Here is a 16740-nt window from a genome sequence, read left to right on the forward strand (position 1 = left end):
ACCTCCATGTGGCGCATGCTGCTGGAGCGCGGCAAGGACCTGGAGCTCTCCTTCAGCGACATCCAGGCCGATGACCGCACCGGCAAGGCCCACTGGGATGCTCGCTACACCTTCAGCCAGACGCGCCGGAAGGTCCTCAACCGCATCGACGCGACGTTCGAGTTCGCCGACGGGAAGATCATCCGCCACCGGGACCACTTTCCCTTCTGGACGTGGTCCCGGCAGGCGCTCGGGCCCGTGGGACTGGTGCTCGGGTGGACGCCGCTGCTGCACAACAAGGTGCGCGCCCAGGGCGCCGCGGGACTGCGCAAGTACATGCAGGAGCGCGGCATCCAGGGCCCCTGATTCGCGGCGGCGTCACCCTCCTACGTCGAGCTGCTTCAGCGTCACCGGCCCCTTCGCCCCCTGGCGCGCCAGGGTGGCTTCACAGCGGACCTCGCCCATCCAGTCCGTGTAGCGCAGCGTGGCCGTGCCGTCCGCGTGCAGCCACAGGGTCGCATGCCCGTGGTTGCCGCGGTCCTGGCGCACGCCCGTCCATTCGGGGAAGCGCGGCCGGGATTCGAAGAAGCGCACTGGCGCCACTGGATGCATCGGCGTGTCCCTTCGCTCGTAGGGGAAACCTCCGTGGCCCAGGCTGGCCCCCAGGAAGGGCAACCCTGGCGCCCGGTCGTACAACGCGCCTCCCTGGGCGCCTCCCCAGCACCAGAGGTCCACCCATTCGCGCTCCACGACCAGGGACTTCAAGTCCTCTTCCACGAGGGGCGCGAGGCGCTTTCGGTCTGGTCCGTAGGGGGCCGTGTGGCTCAGCAGGATGTTCATGGCGCCCCGCCTTCGCCCCTCCGACAGCCGCTGCTCCAGCCATTGCAACAGCGCGGGCTCGCGGTGGCGGCCGGCTTCGAACCAGGCGGTGTCCAGGCCGATGAGCTGGAAGCGCTCCGCGGCGAGGCAGAAGTAGCTGCCCTCCTGGGGGTGCCGGGGGCCCGCGCCCCGGCGCTCGTCCAGGTAGCGGAAATAGGCTCCCGCTCCCGAGCGCATCTCCGGCGCCGCGTTGAGCGTCAGCAGCGTCGTCGTCGCGAGCAGTGGCTCCAGGGGCTCCGCTACGTGCGCGTCGAATTCGCCCTGCCGGCCCGCGTAGAAGACGCCCCCCAGGTGCACCGCGCAGTCCAGGCGCTCGCCTCGCATCACGAGCTGCCGGGCGATGTACCTGGAGGTGTATTCGCCCGTGCCGAAGTCCCCGAAGAGCGCCACCTCCACCGGCTGCCCTGGCTCCGGCTCCCGCAGTGGATAGAGAAAGCGGCTCTTCGCGCCGAAGTGCCAGCGGAACGGCGCCTGCCTCGCCGCCGCCCCCTGCTCCAGCCAGACCGGCCCATTGAACAGCAACCACCCGCGCAGGTCCGAGCGCGGCTCGAAGCGCGTGCGGGTGGGGTCGATGGGGATCTCCTCCGTCTTCAGCGGGAACGTGAAGTCCGAGGGCAGGCCTCCGGCGCCCTGACGAACCTGTCGCTCGGTCGCGTCGAGCCGCTCCTGCAACTGGCCGGGGTCCGTGAACAGCAATTCGAGCTCCCGCAACGCCTCCACGAACGCGCCCACCGTCACGCGCGCGCCCAGGCCCGTCTCCGTCCAGCGCAGCACGTCCTCCGGCTCTCGCAGGAAGGCGGCTCGCAGGGCCTCCAGTTCCTCCGGGCCCAGGACCGGAAGGTCCGTGTCCGTCGCCGGGGGCACTTCCGCCTGGAGTTCGTGCGTCTTCGCCACTTCGTTCGCGGGCGGTGTGACCTTCGCGGTCGCTGGCGGACGGTAGCCGAGCGACTCGTAGAGCTGCTTCCACCTGCCTTCCATGCGCGTCCCCCTCTTGGTGGCCCTGGTCCCCAGAGCCCCCACCCAGGACGCATTCTCCCAGGCATCCCCGACATGGATGTTCGTCCCGGGGCGCCGGTTCCCGGTCGCATCCGGACGCTTACAGACCCTCACTCGACGCGACGCTCAGGGGCTCGCGGAGCCTTCGTTCCGGAAGGTGTAGAGCGTGTAGTACGAGCCCGTGGCGAAGCCGGGCAGCTTGAGCGGATTGAACACACTCAGGTTCGACAGCACCCCGCCCACGAAGCCCGGGGGCACCTCCACCAGCTTCAACGCACCTCCCGCCAACACCACGCCCGCCTGGGGCTGGTCGTTGCTCACCAGCGTGCACTCGCCCGACGCCGTGAATGCGCCCACCGGTAAGTGGAAGCGTGCGTAGAACGGGACTCGCGTGCCGGGGGGGAAGGTCCGGTCCGTCAGCCGGAAACAGGCCGTCGCCGTTCCCACCTTTTCGTAGCCGTCCTCCACGAACCGCCCGTCCACCTCGCGATGGACGGGCACGTACAGACTGGCACCCAGCTTCACCGTAGGCTCGAAGGGGGCCGCCGCGCACACCGCCAGGTCCGGCGGCGACGCAGCGTCCTCCTGCGAGCGGAAGGCATACACCCACTCGTTGCCCGACTGCAGTCGCACCCCAGGCCCTGTCCGCTGCTGCTGAGACATGTTCGGCTCCCTGTCTGGAACCACGGGCTTTCGTGCAGCGGCTACTGCCAGGACAGCGCGTATTCGGTGTCCACCGGACCGGTCTGCTTGCCGTGCACCTGCACGCCTCGCGCACCCAGGGCCTCGATGACGGCCTGGAGCACGCCCTCGTGGTACGCGGGCGGCATGAAGTCCCGCTTCATGATGAGCCGGCCCGTGCGGTCGCCGGACCAGTCCACGCTGCGCTCGCCGTAGCTCACCGCCGCGCGGTAGCCCGTGGGCAGGTTCGTCACCAGCCGCTTCGGGCTGTCTCCCGCGAGCAGGAGCAGCGTCTTGCCCGCCGCCGACGACAGGAAGTCCGTGGTCGCCTGCGTGCCCATCTTGCGCAGCATCACGTCGAAGCCGCCGAGCTGCGGTCCCATCAACTGGGCTCCCGTGAAGGCCAGCTTCAGGAAGCCCGACACCGGGTAGTTGAAGAAGTCCACGAACTTCTTCTCCGTCACCGACGCCAGGCACCGCTCCACCGCCGCGTCACCGCCCAGGATGCGTACCGCGTTCAGCGCTCCGTTGAAGAACATGCCTCGGGCCGTGTCGTCGGGGGTCGCCAGGGCCAGACGCTTCTCCAGGTCCTGGGCCAGTGCTGCATCCAGGCCTGGTGCTTCCTTGCGCTGCTCACTCATAGAGGGGGAAATCTCCGGGGGGGAGGAGATGAAGACCCGCGCGCACTACAGCCGCACGAGCTGAGCGCCATAATGAACGTTGGCTCCGACAGCCGCCACCACCACGAGATCTCCACTCCCGAGCGTCACCCTCCCCTGCTCGAGGTCCTCGGACAGGAGAATCAACATGCCCGCCGCCGACGTGTTGCCGATGCGATCCACGTTGCAGGCAACCGCCTCCTTCGGAAGACCCGCCCGGGTCACGAATGAGTCCATCACGCGCTTGTTCGGCTGGTGGAAGTAGTAGCGCTTCACCTGCTCTCGCAGTGCGGGCGTGAGCACCGCGTCCAGGCACTTCTGCATGTACTCCGGGTAGCTGCGCGCGACCTTGAAGCCATCCACCACGAAGGCCATGTCCGACGGCCGCGTCCGCCCTGGCTGGTAGGGCAGCTTCAACATGCCCCCGCCACGGCGCGTCACCAGCTCCGCGTACGCGTTGCCGGAGAAGGAGGACAGGATGCCCGGGCCGTCCTCGTCACCCGGCTGCGAGCGCAACACCACCGCGCCCGCGCCGTCGCCGAAGACATACATGGACAGGTAGGCGTTGAGCGCCTTGGGCCGGCCCGGCGTGGGCGGCAGCTCGTCCGTATAGACCTCCCGGTTGAGCAGGGGCGAGGTGAATGCCGAGGCCACCACCGCCACCGTGCGGAAGCGGCCGCCCTCCATCATCTTGCGCACCAGGTCCAACACGTACGGCGTGCCGCCGCAGCCGTCGTCCACCACCAGCGCGAACGCGTCCTCGCGCAGCCCCAGCCGCTCATGGAGCGCCATGGCGTCGTGGTTGAAATGCGGCGCGTCCGGCGTGCACGTCACCACGAACAGCGCGTCCAGCTCCTTCGCCTCCACGCCCCCGCGCGACAGCGCCTGGCGCAGCGACAACTCGCACATGTCCGTGTTCGTCGCCGGGTAGAAGCGCCCCGCCACGTCGTCTGGCGGCGGAATCGCTCGGCCCGTCTCGTCGTCGAAGTCCCACAGGAACCGACGCTCGCGAATTCCGATCTTCTCTTCGATGCGCGCCGCGGACCAGCCTGGGATGGCCCGCGCAATCCGTTCGTTGCTGATGGTCCGCGTCGGAACAAAGGCCCCCGCACCCACCACACAAACCCGTTCGGTCATTTCGTGGCCCCTGACATCAATGCCCTGCCGGACGGGATGAATTCCCTGGCAAGAGCGTTTTCAGAGCACGATCCAGGCCAATTCCTAAGCCCTTGGAAAGACGGTGTATTCCTGCTGTGCGTGTGTCACCAATGAAGTGCACAGTCGGACAACTGGCATCCAAGTGACTGAAATTACACGGGAAATGATGCTACTTCAGCAATGAAGCGACCGACATGGAATGAATCACACGCGGTGTGGACTTCACGCTGGGTGCCCCCAATAACACAATCGGGGTGCGTCGTTCCTTCAAAATGTCAATCCGCCGCGATTTGGCAACTGTCCGCGCGCCCCGGGATTGCGGGCGGCGGACTTGGACGGCAGGCCCATCGCGCCTCCCCCCCAGTTCCAGCAGGTCGCGCCAGGCCTCGCTGTCATACGGAAAGCGCCTGAAATTGGATTTCGGCGATTTCCCGCGGTTCAGAAGGGGATGTTGTCGTCGTCGTTGGGAGGCGGGATGTCGCCGTCGTCCGGCGGATTGCCGTAGCCGTAACCCCGACCACCACCACCACCACCACCACCTCCGCCTCCGCCTCCACCCTCACCGCGCTGCCGGGCCATCTCCGCTTCGATGGACGCGAGGAGCTGCTTCTCCTTGTCGTGCCAGCGGGACTTGCTGGGGTCGGCCAGCGAGCGACGGGCGCCGTTGGCGTAGAACTCCAGGTCCTGGAGGCTGGCGCCGTAGACGGGCGCGCCCTTGCTGCGGCCGTAGTTGGGAAGGGTCATGCCGTCGCCACCACCAGCGGGCGCACCCGCTGCGGGCGCGGCGCGACGGGCGGCCGGGGCCGCCGCGACGGGCGTGGCGCTCATGGACAGTTCGCCCAGTTGCAGCGTGAAGCCTTCGCCGTTCCTGTACGCCGTGCCCACCCGGACCTGCTCCACCTGACCGTCGGGGCGATGGACCGCGACGGTGACTGGATATTGCTCGCTCATGCGGCCCGGATTCACACCACGGGCCGGCCGCTGTCAACGATGGAAGCGGGGCATGTCGGTCGCATGGCGGGTCGCCTGGGACGACCCACCACGGAACATGCCTGGGAGACGACGTCTCCCGTCAGTTCAGCGACACCATGCCACCGCCCGAGCCCTTCTTGCGCACCCAGGCCTTCGGCTTGGGCGGCGCCGCGACGGGAGCGGCCGGCTTCGCCACTTCCTTCAGCGCCTGGCTGCCCGCGCGACCGCGCGGCAGCTTCACATCCTGCACCGACTGCGAGCGGGCACCGTCCACCCACGACTCCGGACGACGGCCCGTGCGGATGAGCAGGCGCAGCTTCTGGTAGTGCGCCGAGCAGTAGCCCTTGGAGCGGCTCTGGCGCTTGCACCCGATGACCGCGCACGCCTGGTTGTCTTCCGCCGCGGGAGCACGCGCGGCCGGACGGCCCGGACCCCTGGTGGCGGGCGCCTTCGCGAGAACGGCTGCCTTGGCGGCAGGAACCTTCGCGGGCGCTGCCTTCGCGGCGGGCGCTGCCTTCGCGGCAGGAGCCTTCACGGGCGCTGCCTTCGCGGCGGGAGCCTTCACGAGCGCTGCCTTCGCGAGCGCGGCCTTCGCGGCGACGGTCTTCGCGGACGGCGGACGACCCGGCTTGCGACGGGCGGGCGGCTCCGGTGCGAGCGTGGGCGTGCGAACGCCCGCCACGGCGCCCAGACGGCTGGACAGCGGCGCCAGACGGCGCGTCACCTCGCGAAGCACATCCAACGCATCCAGACCCTTGGCCATACGGGCCACGGCCTTCTGAACGGGAGCGAGTTGCAACTGCAACTCGCGTCGGACCATGTCGCGGAGTTCGGTCTCAAGAGAAAGTGGGGCCATGTGGGGCAGGATATACACCCAACCGCCCGGGGCGGGATGGAAACATCGTCCAAGATGTTAAAGGAACCCGTCATGACTCCGGTTTCCCCCACTCCCGTCCGCTTCCGAGGCACCGACTCCTACCTCACGAGCGAGGGCCTGCAGGCCGCCGTCAACTGCGCCCTCACGCTTCAGCGCCCCCTGCTGGTCAAGGGCGAGCCCGGCACCGGCAAGACGCTCCTCGCGGAAGCGATTGCCCAGGGACTGGGATTGAAGCTGCTCACCTGGCACGTGAAGAGCACCACGCGCGCCCAGGATGGCCTGTATGTCTACGACACCGTGCAGCGGCTGTATGACTCGCGCTTCGGCGACGGGGACGTGCGTGACATCCGGCGATACATCCGCCTGGGGCCGCTGGGTGAAGCGTTCGCCTCGCCCGAGCGCGTGGTGCTGCTCATCGACGAAGTGGACAAGGCCGACCTGGAGTTCCCCAACGACCTGCTCCACGAGCTGGACCGGATGCGATTCCGCATCTCCGAGACCCAGGATGAGGTCGTGGCGAAGAACCGCCCCGTGGTGCTCATCACCAGCAACAACGAGAAGGAGCTGCCCGACGCGTTCCTGCGCCGGTGCGTGTTCCACTTCATCGACTTCCCGGAGCGCGACCTCATGCAGCGCATCGTGGATGTGCATCACCCGGGGCTGGAGGCGTCGCTGGCCGAGCAGGCGCTCAAGGTCTTCTACGAACTGCGCGCGATGACCCGTCTGCGCAAGCGCCCCTCCACCAGCGAGCTCATTGACTGGATCTCCGTGCTCAAGGCCAACGGCGTGATGGAGTTGAAGCTGGATGAACAGCTTCCGTTCCTGGGCGCGCTGCTCAAGAAGGAACAGGACCTGGTAGCGGTGGCCGAGGCGTTCAGGGGCGGCCGCAAGACTCGCGCGTAGTACGGGGAGGATTCAGGCCATGTTCCTGCCGTTCTTCTACGAGCTGCGAAAGCGCGGGGTGAAGGTGGGCGCCCAGGAGGCGCTCGCCCTCGCCGGGGCGCTGAAGGCCGGACTGCATGACAGCAGCCTGGATGGCTTCTACCACGTGGCTCGCGCGCTCCTGGTGCACTCGGAGACGCAGTTGGATGCGTTCGACCAGGCGTTCCTCGCCCACTTCCAGGGCGTGGCGTCCGACGCGCTCAAGCTCACCGAGGAATTGCTGTCCTGGCTGGAGGAAGCCAAGGAGCGCCGAGACCTGAGCCCCGAGGAGATGGCCCTGCTGGAGCAGTGGGACCCGGAGGAGCTGCGCAAGCAATTGGAGCAGCGCCTCAAGGAACAGACCGAGCGCCACGACGGCGGCAACCGCTGGGTGGGCACCGGCGGCGCGTCCGCGTTTGGCAACAACGGCATGGCGCGCCAGGGCGTTCGCATTGGCGGCACCGGAGGGCGGCAGGGCCAGGCGCTGTGGCAGGCGGGGGCTCGCAAGTACGCGGGCTACCGCGATGACGTGGTGCTCGACACTCGACAGATGGCCGTGGCGCTTCGCAAGCTGCGGGCCTTCGTGCGCGAGGGCGCATTGGAGGAGCTGGACATCGACGAGAGCATCTCCGCCACCGCGAAGAACGCGGGCGAGCTGGAGGTGGTGACGCGTCCTCCACGCCGGCCGAACACCCGCGTGGTGCTGTGCATGGACGTGGGCGGGTCCATGGACCCGTACGCGCACCTGGTGAGCCGGTTGTTCAGCGTGGCCAGTCAGGCGTCGCACTTCAAGGAACTGCGCACCTACTACTTCCACAACTGCGTCTACGGGAAGCTCTACGCCACGCCCCAACTCACCGGCGGCCTCACGGTCCCGGAGCTCACCGCGCAGGTGGGCCGACACCACAAGCTGGTGATGGTGGGCGATGCATCCATGGCCCCGTATGAGCTGGGCATCCGCACGGATGCCAATGGTCAGTACCGCCAGGAGGGCCTGGAGGGCATGACGTGGATGATGCAACTGGCGCAGCACTTCGAGCGCAACGTGTGGCTCAACCCGGAGCCTCGTGGGTCGTGGCGCTCGGGCACCATCGCGATGCTCGCCAATGTGTTCCCCATGTTCTCCCTCACCGTGGAGGGATTGGGTGAGGCGGTGAGCCACCTGACGCGTGGGAAGACGCCGCGTGGGGCGGCGACCCGGCGGTAGGTCCCCCCAGCATTTCCCACGTTTCCAGTGTCCCGTGGCGGACCTCCCGGCATGCCCCGTTGTGGGCAAGCCGGGACGGGCCTGTTTCGTGCGGCGCGGCGTCCCCGGTTACGGCATGGTGCGCCCACGACGCAGCCGGCGTGGGGAGACCGCATGACGACCGAGAAGATCGATACCCAGGCAATCAACACCATTCGCACCCTGTCCATCGACGCGGTGGAGCAGGCCCACTCGGGTCACCCGGGCGCGCCCATGGCGCTGGCTCCGGTGGCCTACCAGTTGTGGCAGCAGGAGCTGAGGTATGACCCGGCCCAGCCCCAGTGGCCGGACCGCGACCGCTTCATCCTCTCCAACGGCCACGCGTCCATGCTGCTCTACAGCCTGCTGCACCTGTCCGGCATCAAGCGCATGGACAAGCAGGAGCGCGTGACGGACGTGCCCGCCGTGTCCCTGGAGGACATCAAGAAGTTCCGCCAGCTGGACTCCGTCACCCCGGGCCACCCGGAGTACCACTGGACCACCGGCGTGGAGACCACCACCGGTCCCCTGGGCCAGGGCGTCGCCAACAGCGTGGGCATGGCCATCGCCAGCCGCTGGCTCGCGGGCCACTTCAACAAGCCCGGCTTCGAGCTGTTCACCCATGACGTCTACGCCATCTGCGGCGACGGCGACATGATGGAGGGCGTCGCGTCCGAGGCCGCGTCGCTCGCCGGCCACCTCCAGCTGCCCAACCTGTGCTGGATCTACGACAGCAATCACATCTCCATCGACGGCAGCACCGACCTTGCCTTCACCGAGGACGTGGGCCACCGCTTCGAGGGCTACGGCTGGCGCGTCCTCCAGGTCACCGACGCCAACGACCTGGACGCGCTGAGCAAGGCCTACAGCACCTTCAAGGAACAGCGCGGCAAGCCCACCCTCATCGTCGTCAACTCGCACATCGGCTACGGCGCGCCCAAGAAGCAGGGCCTGGCCAGCGCCCACGGCGAGCCCCTGGGCGCCGAGGAGATCAAGGGCACCAAGCGCTTCTACGGCTGGCCCGAGGATGCGCAGTTCCTGGTCCCCGAGGGCGTGAAGGAGCGCTTCCAGGAGCGCATGGGGGCTCGCGGCAAGCAGCTTCGCGAGGCCTGGGAGAAGTCGCTGGCCGGCTACCGCGCGCAGCACCCGGAGCTGGCGCACGAGCTGGACCGCATGCTCAAGCGTGAGCTGCCGGATGGCTGGGACAAGGAGCTGCCCGTGTTCCCCGCGGACGCGAAGGGCATGGCCACCCGTGAGTCGGGCGGCAAGGTGCTCAATGCGCTCGCGAAGAACTACCCGTGGCTGGTGGGCGGCTCCGCGGACCTGAATCCGTCCACGAAGACGTACCTGACCGCCTCCACGTCCATGAAGCCGGGCGAGTACGCGGGCCGCAACATCCACTTCGGCGTGCGCGAACACGCGATGGGTTCCATCGTCAACGGCCTCAACCTGAGCAAGGTGCGCGCGTACGGCGCCACGTTCCTCATCTTCAGTGACTACGAGCGCCCCGCCATGCGCCTGTCGTCCCTGATGGAGATCCCCTCCATCCACATCTTCACCCACGACTCCATCGGTCTGGGCGAGGACGGCCCCACGCACCAGCCCGTCGAGCAACTGGTGTCCCTGCGCGCCATCCCCGGCAACATCGTCATCCGCCCCGGCGACGCCAACGAGGTCGCCGAGGCCTGGCGCTACATCGCGCAGCAGCAGCACCACCCGGTGGTGCTCGTGCTGTCGCGGCAGCCGGTGCCCACGCTGGACCGCACGAAGTTCGCTCCCGCTTCGGGGCTGTCCCAGGGCGCGTACATCCTCCAGGAGGCGGAGGGCGGCAAGCCGGACGTCATCCTCATTGGCACGGGCACCGAGGTCGCGCTGGTGATTGAGGCCGCGGAGAAGCTCAAGGCCGACGGCGTGAAGGCTCGCGTCGTCAGCATGCCGTCGTGGGAGCTGTTCGAGCAGCAGCCCGCCGAGTACCAGGAGCGCGTGCTGCCCGAGGCGCTCACCGCTCGCGTCGCGGTGGAGAAGGGCGCCGCGTTCGGCTGGGAGCGCTGGGTGGGCCACATTGGCAGCGTCGTCGGCATGCGCAGCTTCGGGGCTTCGGCGCCCATCAAGGCGTTGCAGCAGAAGTTCGGCTTCACCGTGGAGAACGTGGTGAAGGAAGCGCACGCCACCATCGCCAAGATGAAGAAGTCCAAGGCCTGAAAATAAAAGGGCCCCGGACCCTCCCCCGAAGGTCCGGGGCACCTCTGGGTTCACCGCCGGGCTACCTCCGGCGGGAACTCCATGGATGCGTGTGGCTGTGTTCCCCCCCGATTCAGCGGTGCCGCGGTGCGGCTCAGGCCGCGAAGTACACCGGGCGCGCCGGGGGCGGGTTGCTGATGAACTTCATCTCCTTGATCATCTTGTTGAAGTCGCTCTGGTCGATGCCCGTGCCGCCCTTGGCCTGCGCGCGGGTGGCGTACTTCTCGTAGGTGTCGACGACCTTCTTCGCGTCCGGCGTGAGGCGGTCGTAGTTCTGGCGCGCCCACTTCATCGTGTCGGTGAACTCCAGGCCCGCCGCCTGGCCGTCCAGGTCCGCGGCGCCCTTCTCGATGGCGGCCGTCAGGTCCTTGCCGTTGATCTTCCCGCTCTTGCTGTCCAGGCCCTCCAGCGCGGCGCGCATGGAGTCGTCGCGGAAGGTCTTGAAGCCGTCCATGGTCTTGAACATGGCGTCGGTCTCCTTCTGCGTCATGCCGTCCGGGCCGGCCTTCTTCGCGGCGGACTGGTAGGCCTTCAGCACTTCCTTCGCCTCGGGCGTCAGGCGGCTCTCGTTCTTCGCGGCCCACTTCTCGAACTCCTTCAGTTCGGAGGTGGTGGAGTGCGCGTCCGTGTCCGAGATGCCCTCGCGGATGGCCTTCGTCAGGTCCTCGCCAGAGATGGGGCCCTGCTCCTTGTCGAGCGACTCCGTGGCCTTGCGGGCGCTCACGTCACCAGCGCCCACCTTCTTCATCTCCGCGTTGAGGGCGATCGTCTCCTTCGTGTTCAGGCCCTCGTGGCCCTTCGCCTGCGCCGCCTTGGCGTGCTTGCGGTAGACGTCGAGCACCTCCTTGGCCTCCGGGCTCAGCTTGCTCTCGTTCTTCGAGGCCCACCGCTCGAACTCCTTCAGCTCCGCGCCGGCCGCCTGGCCGTCCAGGTCCGCCGTGCCCTTCTGGATGGCCTTGGCCATGTCCTGGCCGGAGATGGGGCCCTTCTTCTGGTCGAGCGCTTCGGTCGCCTTGCGGGCGCTCACGTCAACGGCGGCCGCCTTCTTCATCTCCGCGTTCATGACGGCGGACTCCTTGTCCGTCAGGCCCGTCTGGCCCTTCTCCTGCGCCGCCTTCGTGTGCTTGCGGTAGACGTCGAGCACTTCCTTGGCCTCCGGGCTCAGGCGGCTCTCGTTCTTCGCGGCCCACTTCTCGAACTCCTTGGCCTCCGCGCCGGCGGCCTGGCCGTCGTGGTCCGCCGTGCCCGTCTTGATGGCCTTGGCCATGTCCTCGCCGGACACCGTGCCGCCCTTGCGGTCCAGGTTCGCGAGCGCCTTCTTCGCGCTGGCATCACCCACGTCGCGCATCTCGCCGAGCATCTTCTTGAAGTCGTCCTGCGGGATGCCGGACTCGCCGCGCGCCTGGGAGAGCGCCGCGTACTTGGAGTAGAGGTCCATCACCTGCTTCGCCTCCGGCGTGAGGCGCTCGCGGTTGTTCATCGCCCAGTCCGCGACGGTGCGGTACTCGGAGGAGGCGGCCTGGCCGTCCAGGTCCGCGGTGGCGCGGTCGATGGTGTCCGCCATCTGCTCCGCGCTGATGGGGCCCGAGGTCTGGTTCAGCTTGTTCAGCTCCACCAGCGCGCCCACGTCCTTGGGCATCCAGTCGTTGCGCGGCTGCACCGCGAACTTCTTGCCCGCGTCGAACTGGTCGGCCTTGTTCAGCCCCGCCTTCAGCTCCGTGATCTGCGCGCGCATGCCCGACATCTGGGTCTTCATCTCCTTGAGCGAGGAGAGCAGCGCCGCCTCCTTGCCGGACAGCTTCGAGCCGCCACCCAGCACGCGCTCCTGCGTCGTCTTCGAGATGGCGGGGCGGTTCGAGATGACGGTGGAAGCGGTCTTGAGCGTGGTCATTTTTGATCTCCGGTAGGAGCGGCTTCCGTGTCGGAAGCAGTCATGCCGGGACCTATTGCGCGCGTCGTGCCATCCCTGCCCACCGGGCGAAGTGCCGTGATTCCAAGAGGTTGCGCGGCGAGGACGCACTCCGCGGGGTGGTGACTCCAGTCACCATGGTGGTGACTGTCACCAGCCCCCCCACCCCTCGGGTGGTGATTCCGGTCACCAGGGGAGGAGGGTGCGTAGGTGGGGCGTCGCCATGCGGCGGTTCAGACTCCGCCTCGCAGCTCTGTCTCGCTCCACAGCGCGCCGTCACGTTCGGTGAGCAGGAAGGTCAACCTTCCCTGGTGGAAGCCTCGCACCGGGGCATGGGGGTCCGGGAAACCCGAAGGCAGGCGCCACTCCGGGGGCTTCAGCGGCGACAGGGGGATGGACTGTTCCCGGCGCAGCGCGCCCACGTCCTGGTCGGTGAGGTCCCTTCCTCGCGCCCAGGGCAGGAGGTCGCGGCCGTGCAGCTCCACGCGGTGGCCGGGGCCCGGGTCCTTCCATGGACCGATGGCCGTGCGGTTCAGCGCGGAGAGGTGCGCGCCACAGCCGAGCGTCCGCCCCAGGTCCCCTGCCAGCGAGCGCACGTAGTAGCCGCCTCGGCAGGTGAGCTCCAGGATGCTGGCTCGCGGCAGGTCGTGCGAACGCCAGCGGGCGGTGTGCAGGTAGACGCGCGAGGGGGGCAGGTCCACGGCTTCGCCCCGGTGCGCCTTGCGGTAGGCGGGCTCACCGTCGATCTTCTTCGCGCTGGTGGCCGGGGGCACCTGTTCCGTCCAGCCGAGGAACGGCTCCAACGCCACGTCCAACACGGCCGGGGTCAGTGCGCTCGCGTCGCCCTGGTGCACGGGGCGGCCGTGCAGGTCTCCGGTGTCCATCTCCGTGCCCCACTCCACTCGGGCCACGTACGTCTTGGGCACGGCGTGCATCCGTTCGAACAGGTGCGTGGCCGGGCCCACCAGCATGAGCAGCAGCCCTTCCGCGAATGGATCCAACGTGCCGCCGTGCACCAGCGCCGTGCGCCGGTTGGGGCGCGTGGCCTGGGCCTCCTCCTGGAAGGCTCGCACGGTGGCGAAGCTGGTGGCGCCCACCGGCTTGTGCGTCAGGTAGAGGCCGGGGGTCATGACCCTTCCTCGTCGTCTTCCTGGAAGCGCGCCTTGCGCACCGTCGTCGCGCCCTGCTGCTTCTCCAGGTGCACGGGCGTGGCGTCCGAGTGCTTCGAGACGGTGTTCGCCAACTCCTCCGCGTGCGTCGTCACCCAGACCTGGCTGTGCTTCGCCGCGTTCACGATGAGCCGGCCCAGGGGCTTGAGCAGCTCCGGATGCAGGCTGGTCTCCGGTTCGTTCAGCGCGAGGAACGGGGGCGGCCTGGGACTGAGCAGCGCCGCCAGCAGGCACAGGTAGCGCAACGTCCCATCCGACAGCTCCGTCGCCGCCATGGGGCGTGACAGCCCGGGCATGTGCAGCAAGAGGCTGAAGCGTCCCTCCTCCGCTCGGACGTCCAGGCGCGCGCCCGGGAAGGCGTCATCGATGCCCTGCTCCAATGCCTGCTCGTCACCCACCTCCACGATGGTCTGGAGCGCCGCCGCCAGGTCTCGGCCGTCGTGCGCGAGCACCGGCGTGCGCACGCCCACCTGGGGATGCCGCAGGGGCGCGTCCGGGTCCGTGCGGAAGTGGTGGTAGAAGCGCCACGACGACAGCGTCCTGCGCACCTCCATCAGCCGGGGGAAGCGGTGCGGATCCGACAACTGATCCAACACCGACTCCGCGCTCCACAGCTCCGTGGGGAACGTCACCTTCGTTCCGTCCGCGTCGCGCAGGAACGCCGTGCGGTCCTTGCGCTCCATCAACACGACGCGCCGCCCGCCCGCGTAGGCCCACAGGTGCTCTTCCTTCACCTCCGGATCCAACCGGAAGGCCGTGAAGGGAGGCGGGGGCCCTGTCGGCACGGGCCCGCATTGCAGTTCGTACGCGAGGTCGTCCAGGTCCACCGACACCTTCAGCCGCACCGGCTTCTTGAGGTCGCGCGGGCCGGCCCACATCACGCTCGGCGTGCCGCCCTCCTCCGCCAGGGTGCGCGCGAGTCTGCCCTCCGCCGACGCCGCCAGCAGGTACAGCGCGCGGTACAGGTTCGTCTTGCCGCTGCCGTTGGGCCCCACCACCACGTTCACCGGCCCCAGTTCCAGGTGGAGCTGGCGCACGGAGCGGTAGCCGGAGATTTCCAGACGCGTGATGGGCATGGCGTGCGCAGCCTAGCCGCGCGCAGGGGCTTCCGGCGCCGTGCATTCCAGATTCCGGGAGCGCACTCCCAGTCCCGAAAACACCCGGGGCCGCCAGGAATGCGGGACCGCTCCGTATAGCCTCCGCGTGTCCGCCTTCCGTGGCGCCCTGAAGGAGAAGGTCCCATGCCGCTCCCATTCCGCTGGCTCCTGAGCCTCACCCTGTCCCTGGCCCTCACGGGCTGTTCCCAGGAGTCCTCGGCGGATGCCGGCACGCCCCTGGATGCCGGTGCGTCCGTGGACTCCGGCACGTCCGTGGACGCTGGGACCTCCGACGCGGGTCCCGGTGACGTGGATGCGGGGGCGGGTGACGCAGGGGACCCATCCTCCCAGGACGCTGGCAGCGGGAGTTCCGACGCGGGCCCACAGGATGAAACCTGGGACGGCGGCGCCGCGACGCTCCCCGAGCTGACCGACTGGCTGACCCCTCCGGACCCCTATTCGGACTGCGCCCTCACCCTCCCGACGGGCTCCCCCATCACGGACTGCAAGGACCTGTCCCTGTTCGACCGTTCCTCGTGTCCCTCGGGCGCGTTCGACACGCTGGAGTCCGTGGGCACGTACCACCTGCTCGGCCGAGGTCTCTCCGGGTACGTCACCGTCGGTTACGGACTGACGCTGCCGTTCGACGGGGCGCCGGGCACGCTCAACGGCAGGCCCCTGACGCGCCAGTCCGTGGGGCCGGGCTCGTTCGTCTTCAGCACCACCTTCGCCGCGACGCCTCCCTACGTCCCCGCTCGGGACTTCACGTTCGTGGGCTGCACCCGGCCCGAGCCCCGCCGCATCAACGGCTGCTTCGTCCAATGCGCTGACGGCAAGGTGCGCAGCCAGGGGACCTTCACCGCGCTGCGTCCTTCCTGGGGTCGCGGTGAGTCCGAGTCCTCCGGTGGCCTCACCCTCCAGGCCGAGGTCCCGGTTCCCCTGGGCTTCCCGGCGGATGTCTACGTGACGAAGGACCATGCCTACGTGGTGGCCATCGGCGACAAGTCCCAACCGGGCGGCCTGGCCGTCTTCGACGTGAGGACGCGGACGAACCCCGTCCTCACGAAGCGCATCCAGCTTCCCGGCGACACCTACTGGAATGGCGTCTGGGCGAAGGGCGACGCGCTCTACATCGCCAGCACCCAGGCCGGCGTCATCGTCTACGACATCTCCAACCCCGCCGACCCCCAGTACGTGCGCGCCGTGCCCGGCGAGGCCATCGCCGTACACACCGTCCATGTGCAGGGCGACCGGCTCTTCGCGATGGCGCCCGAGCCCGCGAGCCAGACGCTCGTGTTCGATGTGAGCTCACCGCTCGCGCCCGTGCTGCTCAACCGGGTGACGGTGTCCGGAGAGTGGGGAGGGCCGCACGACGCCTTCGCCTACGGCGACCGCCTCTACATCAACAGCACGAGCTCCGGCTTCGTAGCCTTCGACGTGAGCAACCCGGAGCACGCGCTGGAGTTGGGCGCGTATGTCTTCGAAGGTCAGTACTCCCATGCGAGCGCGGTGGGCACCTTCGCGGGCCGCACCATTGCCTTCGAAGGCGGTGAGGGCATCAACGCGCACCTGCGCGTGCTGGATGTCACCGACCCCGCGAACATGCGGCTCATTGGCGAGTACGGACTGCGCCCCCACTTCTCCATCCACAACATGATCCTCAGGGGCACGAAGCTCTACATCGCGTACTACCAGGAGGGCGTGCGCGTGCTGGACGTGTCCGTGCCGCCGCAACCTCGCGAGGTGGCGCACTTCAACACCTTCCTCGAAACCCAGCCCGGCCGGGGCAGCGGGAGTTTCGAGGGCGCCATCGGCATCCGCGTCCCGGGCGACGGGTACGTCTACGTCGTGGACACGGCGCGCGGACTGCTCATCTTCAACGAGCCGTGAAGCGAGCTGGCAGGGAGGCGTACTCGGCCTGTCTGGAGTTGCGCGTGGTGGATCGTGTATTCCTCCAGGGCCCCTTCTTCAGGGGTC

Annotated in this window: 14 protein-coding genes (1 of these 14 running past the window's edge); 5 read left to right on the plus strand and 9 right to left on the minus strand. The window is 68.5% G+C overall.

All coding sequences use genetic code 11. The features are described 5' to 3' along the window. Nucleotides 1-345 carry the 3' portion of a nuclear transport factor 2 family protein gene (locus OV208_RS06475; protein WP_267572948.1) on the plus strand. Its footprint begins 138 nt before the window's first position, so only the last 345 of its 483 coding nucleotides appear in the window; its start codon lies off the left edge, out of view; its stop codon occupies nucleotides 343-345. Between the two features lie 12 nt (nucleotides 346-357). On the opposite strand, the gene OV208_RS06480 is transcribed toward OV208_RS06475, so the two are convergent. The 6 genes from OV208_RS06480 to OV208_RS06505 all read right to left on the minus strand — a co-directional run bounded on the left by OV208_RS06480 (nucleotide 358) and on the right by OV208_RS06505 (nucleotide 6144). Then, nucleotides 358-1836 (minus strand): hypothetical protein, encoded by a 1479-nt coding sequence (locus OV208_RS06480; protein ID WP_267572949.1) that lies wholly within the window; start codon nucleotides 1834-1836, stop codon nucleotides 358-360. Between the two features lie 144 nt (nucleotides 1837-1980). Beyond that, a complete protein-coding gene (locus OV208_RS06485; protein ID WP_120545303.1) occupies nucleotides 1981-2517 on the minus strand; it encodes a hypothetical protein in 537 nt (178 codons plus the stop codon). A 41-nt stretch (nucleotides 2518-2558) separates the two neighbouring features. Continuing rightward, nucleotides 2559-3176, minus strand: coding sequence for a DUF2378 family protein (locus tag OV208_RS06490; protein ID WP_267572950.1), 618 nt, complete (start codon nucleotides 3174-3176; stop codon nucleotides 2559-2561). Between the two features lie 45 nt (nucleotides 3177-3221). Beyond that, the gene (locus OV208_RS06495; RefSeq protein WP_267572951.1) at nucleotides 3222-4331 is read right to left on the minus strand and encodes a 3-oxoacyl-ACP synthase III family protein; all 1110 of its coding nucleotides are present in this window, start codon (nucleotides 4329-4331) and stop codon (nucleotides 3222-3224) included. A 459-nt stretch (nucleotides 4332-4790) separates the two neighbouring features. Then, nucleotides 4791-5303, minus strand: coding sequence for a hypothetical protein (locus OV208_RS06500; protein WP_267572952.1), 513 nt, complete (start codon nucleotides 5301-5303; stop codon nucleotides 4791-4793). Nucleotides 5304-5424: 121 nt separating this feature from the next. Further along, nucleotides 5425-6144, minus strand: coding sequence for a vegetative protein (locus OV208_RS06505; RefSeq protein ID WP_267572953.1), 720 nt, complete (start codon nucleotides 6142-6144; stop codon nucleotides 5425-5427). A 108-nt stretch (nucleotides 6145-6252) separates the two neighbouring features. Here OV208_RS06505 and OV208_RS06510 point away from each other — a divergent pair, with 108 nt between their 5' ends. The 3 genes from OV208_RS06510 to tkt all read left to right on the plus strand — a co-directional run bounded on the left by OV208_RS06510 (nucleotide 6253) and on the right by tkt (nucleotide 10549). Further along, the gene (locus OV208_RS06510; protein ID WP_244238275.1) at nucleotides 6253-7104 is read left to right on the plus strand and encodes an AAA family ATPase; all 852 of its coding nucleotides are present in this window, start codon (nucleotides 6253-6255) and stop codon (nucleotides 7102-7104) included. 19 nt (nucleotides 7105-7123) lie between these two features. Then, nucleotides 7124-8329: a vWA domain-containing protein gene (locus tag OV208_RS06515; protein ID WP_267572954.1), complete on the plus strand. Its 1206-nt coding sequence runs from the start codon at nucleotides 7124-7126 to the stop codon at nucleotides 8327-8329. Nucleotides 8330-8482: 153 nt separating this feature from the next. Beyond that, entirely contained in the window at nucleotides 8483-10549 is a 2067-nt protein-coding gene (gene tkt / locus OV208_RS06520; protein WP_267572955.1) for a transketolase, read from the plus strand. Between the two features lie 133 nt (nucleotides 10550-10682). On the opposite strand, the gene OV208_RS06525 is transcribed toward tkt, so the two are convergent. The 3 genes from OV208_RS06525 to OV208_RS06535 form a co-directional block, all read right to left on the minus strand. Beyond that, complete coding sequence (locus OV208_RS06525; RefSeq protein WP_267572956.1) at nucleotides 10683-12479, minus strand: hypothetical protein; 1797 nt, start codon at nucleotides 12477-12479, stop codon at nucleotides 10683-10685. A 251-nt stretch (nucleotides 12480-12730) separates the two neighbouring features. After that, the gene (locus OV208_RS06530; RefSeq protein WP_267572957.1) at nucleotides 12731-13627 is read right to left on the minus strand and encodes a tRNA pseudouridine(55) synthase; all 897 of its coding nucleotides are present in this window, start codon (nucleotides 13625-13627) and stop codon (nucleotides 12731-12733) included. After that, complete coding sequence (locus OV208_RS06535) at nucleotides 13624-14742, minus strand: AAA family ATPase (RefSeq protein ID WP_267572958.1); 1119 nt, start codon at nucleotides 14740-14742, stop codon at nucleotides 13624-13626. The genes OV208_RS06530 and OV208_RS06535 overlap by 4 nt, the downstream gene beginning before the upstream one ends. A gap of 165 nt (nucleotides 14743-14907) precedes the next feature. Between OV208_RS06535 and OV208_RS06540 the strand changes: the two genes are divergently transcribed. Continuing rightward, nucleotides 14908-16653: an LVIVD repeat-containing protein gene (locus OV208_RS06540; RefSeq protein ID WP_267572959.1), complete on the plus strand. Its 1746-nt coding sequence runs from the start codon at nucleotides 14908-14910 to the stop codon at nucleotides 16651-16653. Nucleotides 16654-16740: the final 87 nt, after the last annotated feature.

The organism is Corallococcus sp. bb12-1 (assembly GCF_026626765.1).
Classification (GTDB): Bacteria; Myxococcota; Myxococcia; order Myxococcales; family Myxococcaceae; genus Corallococcus; species Corallococcus terminator.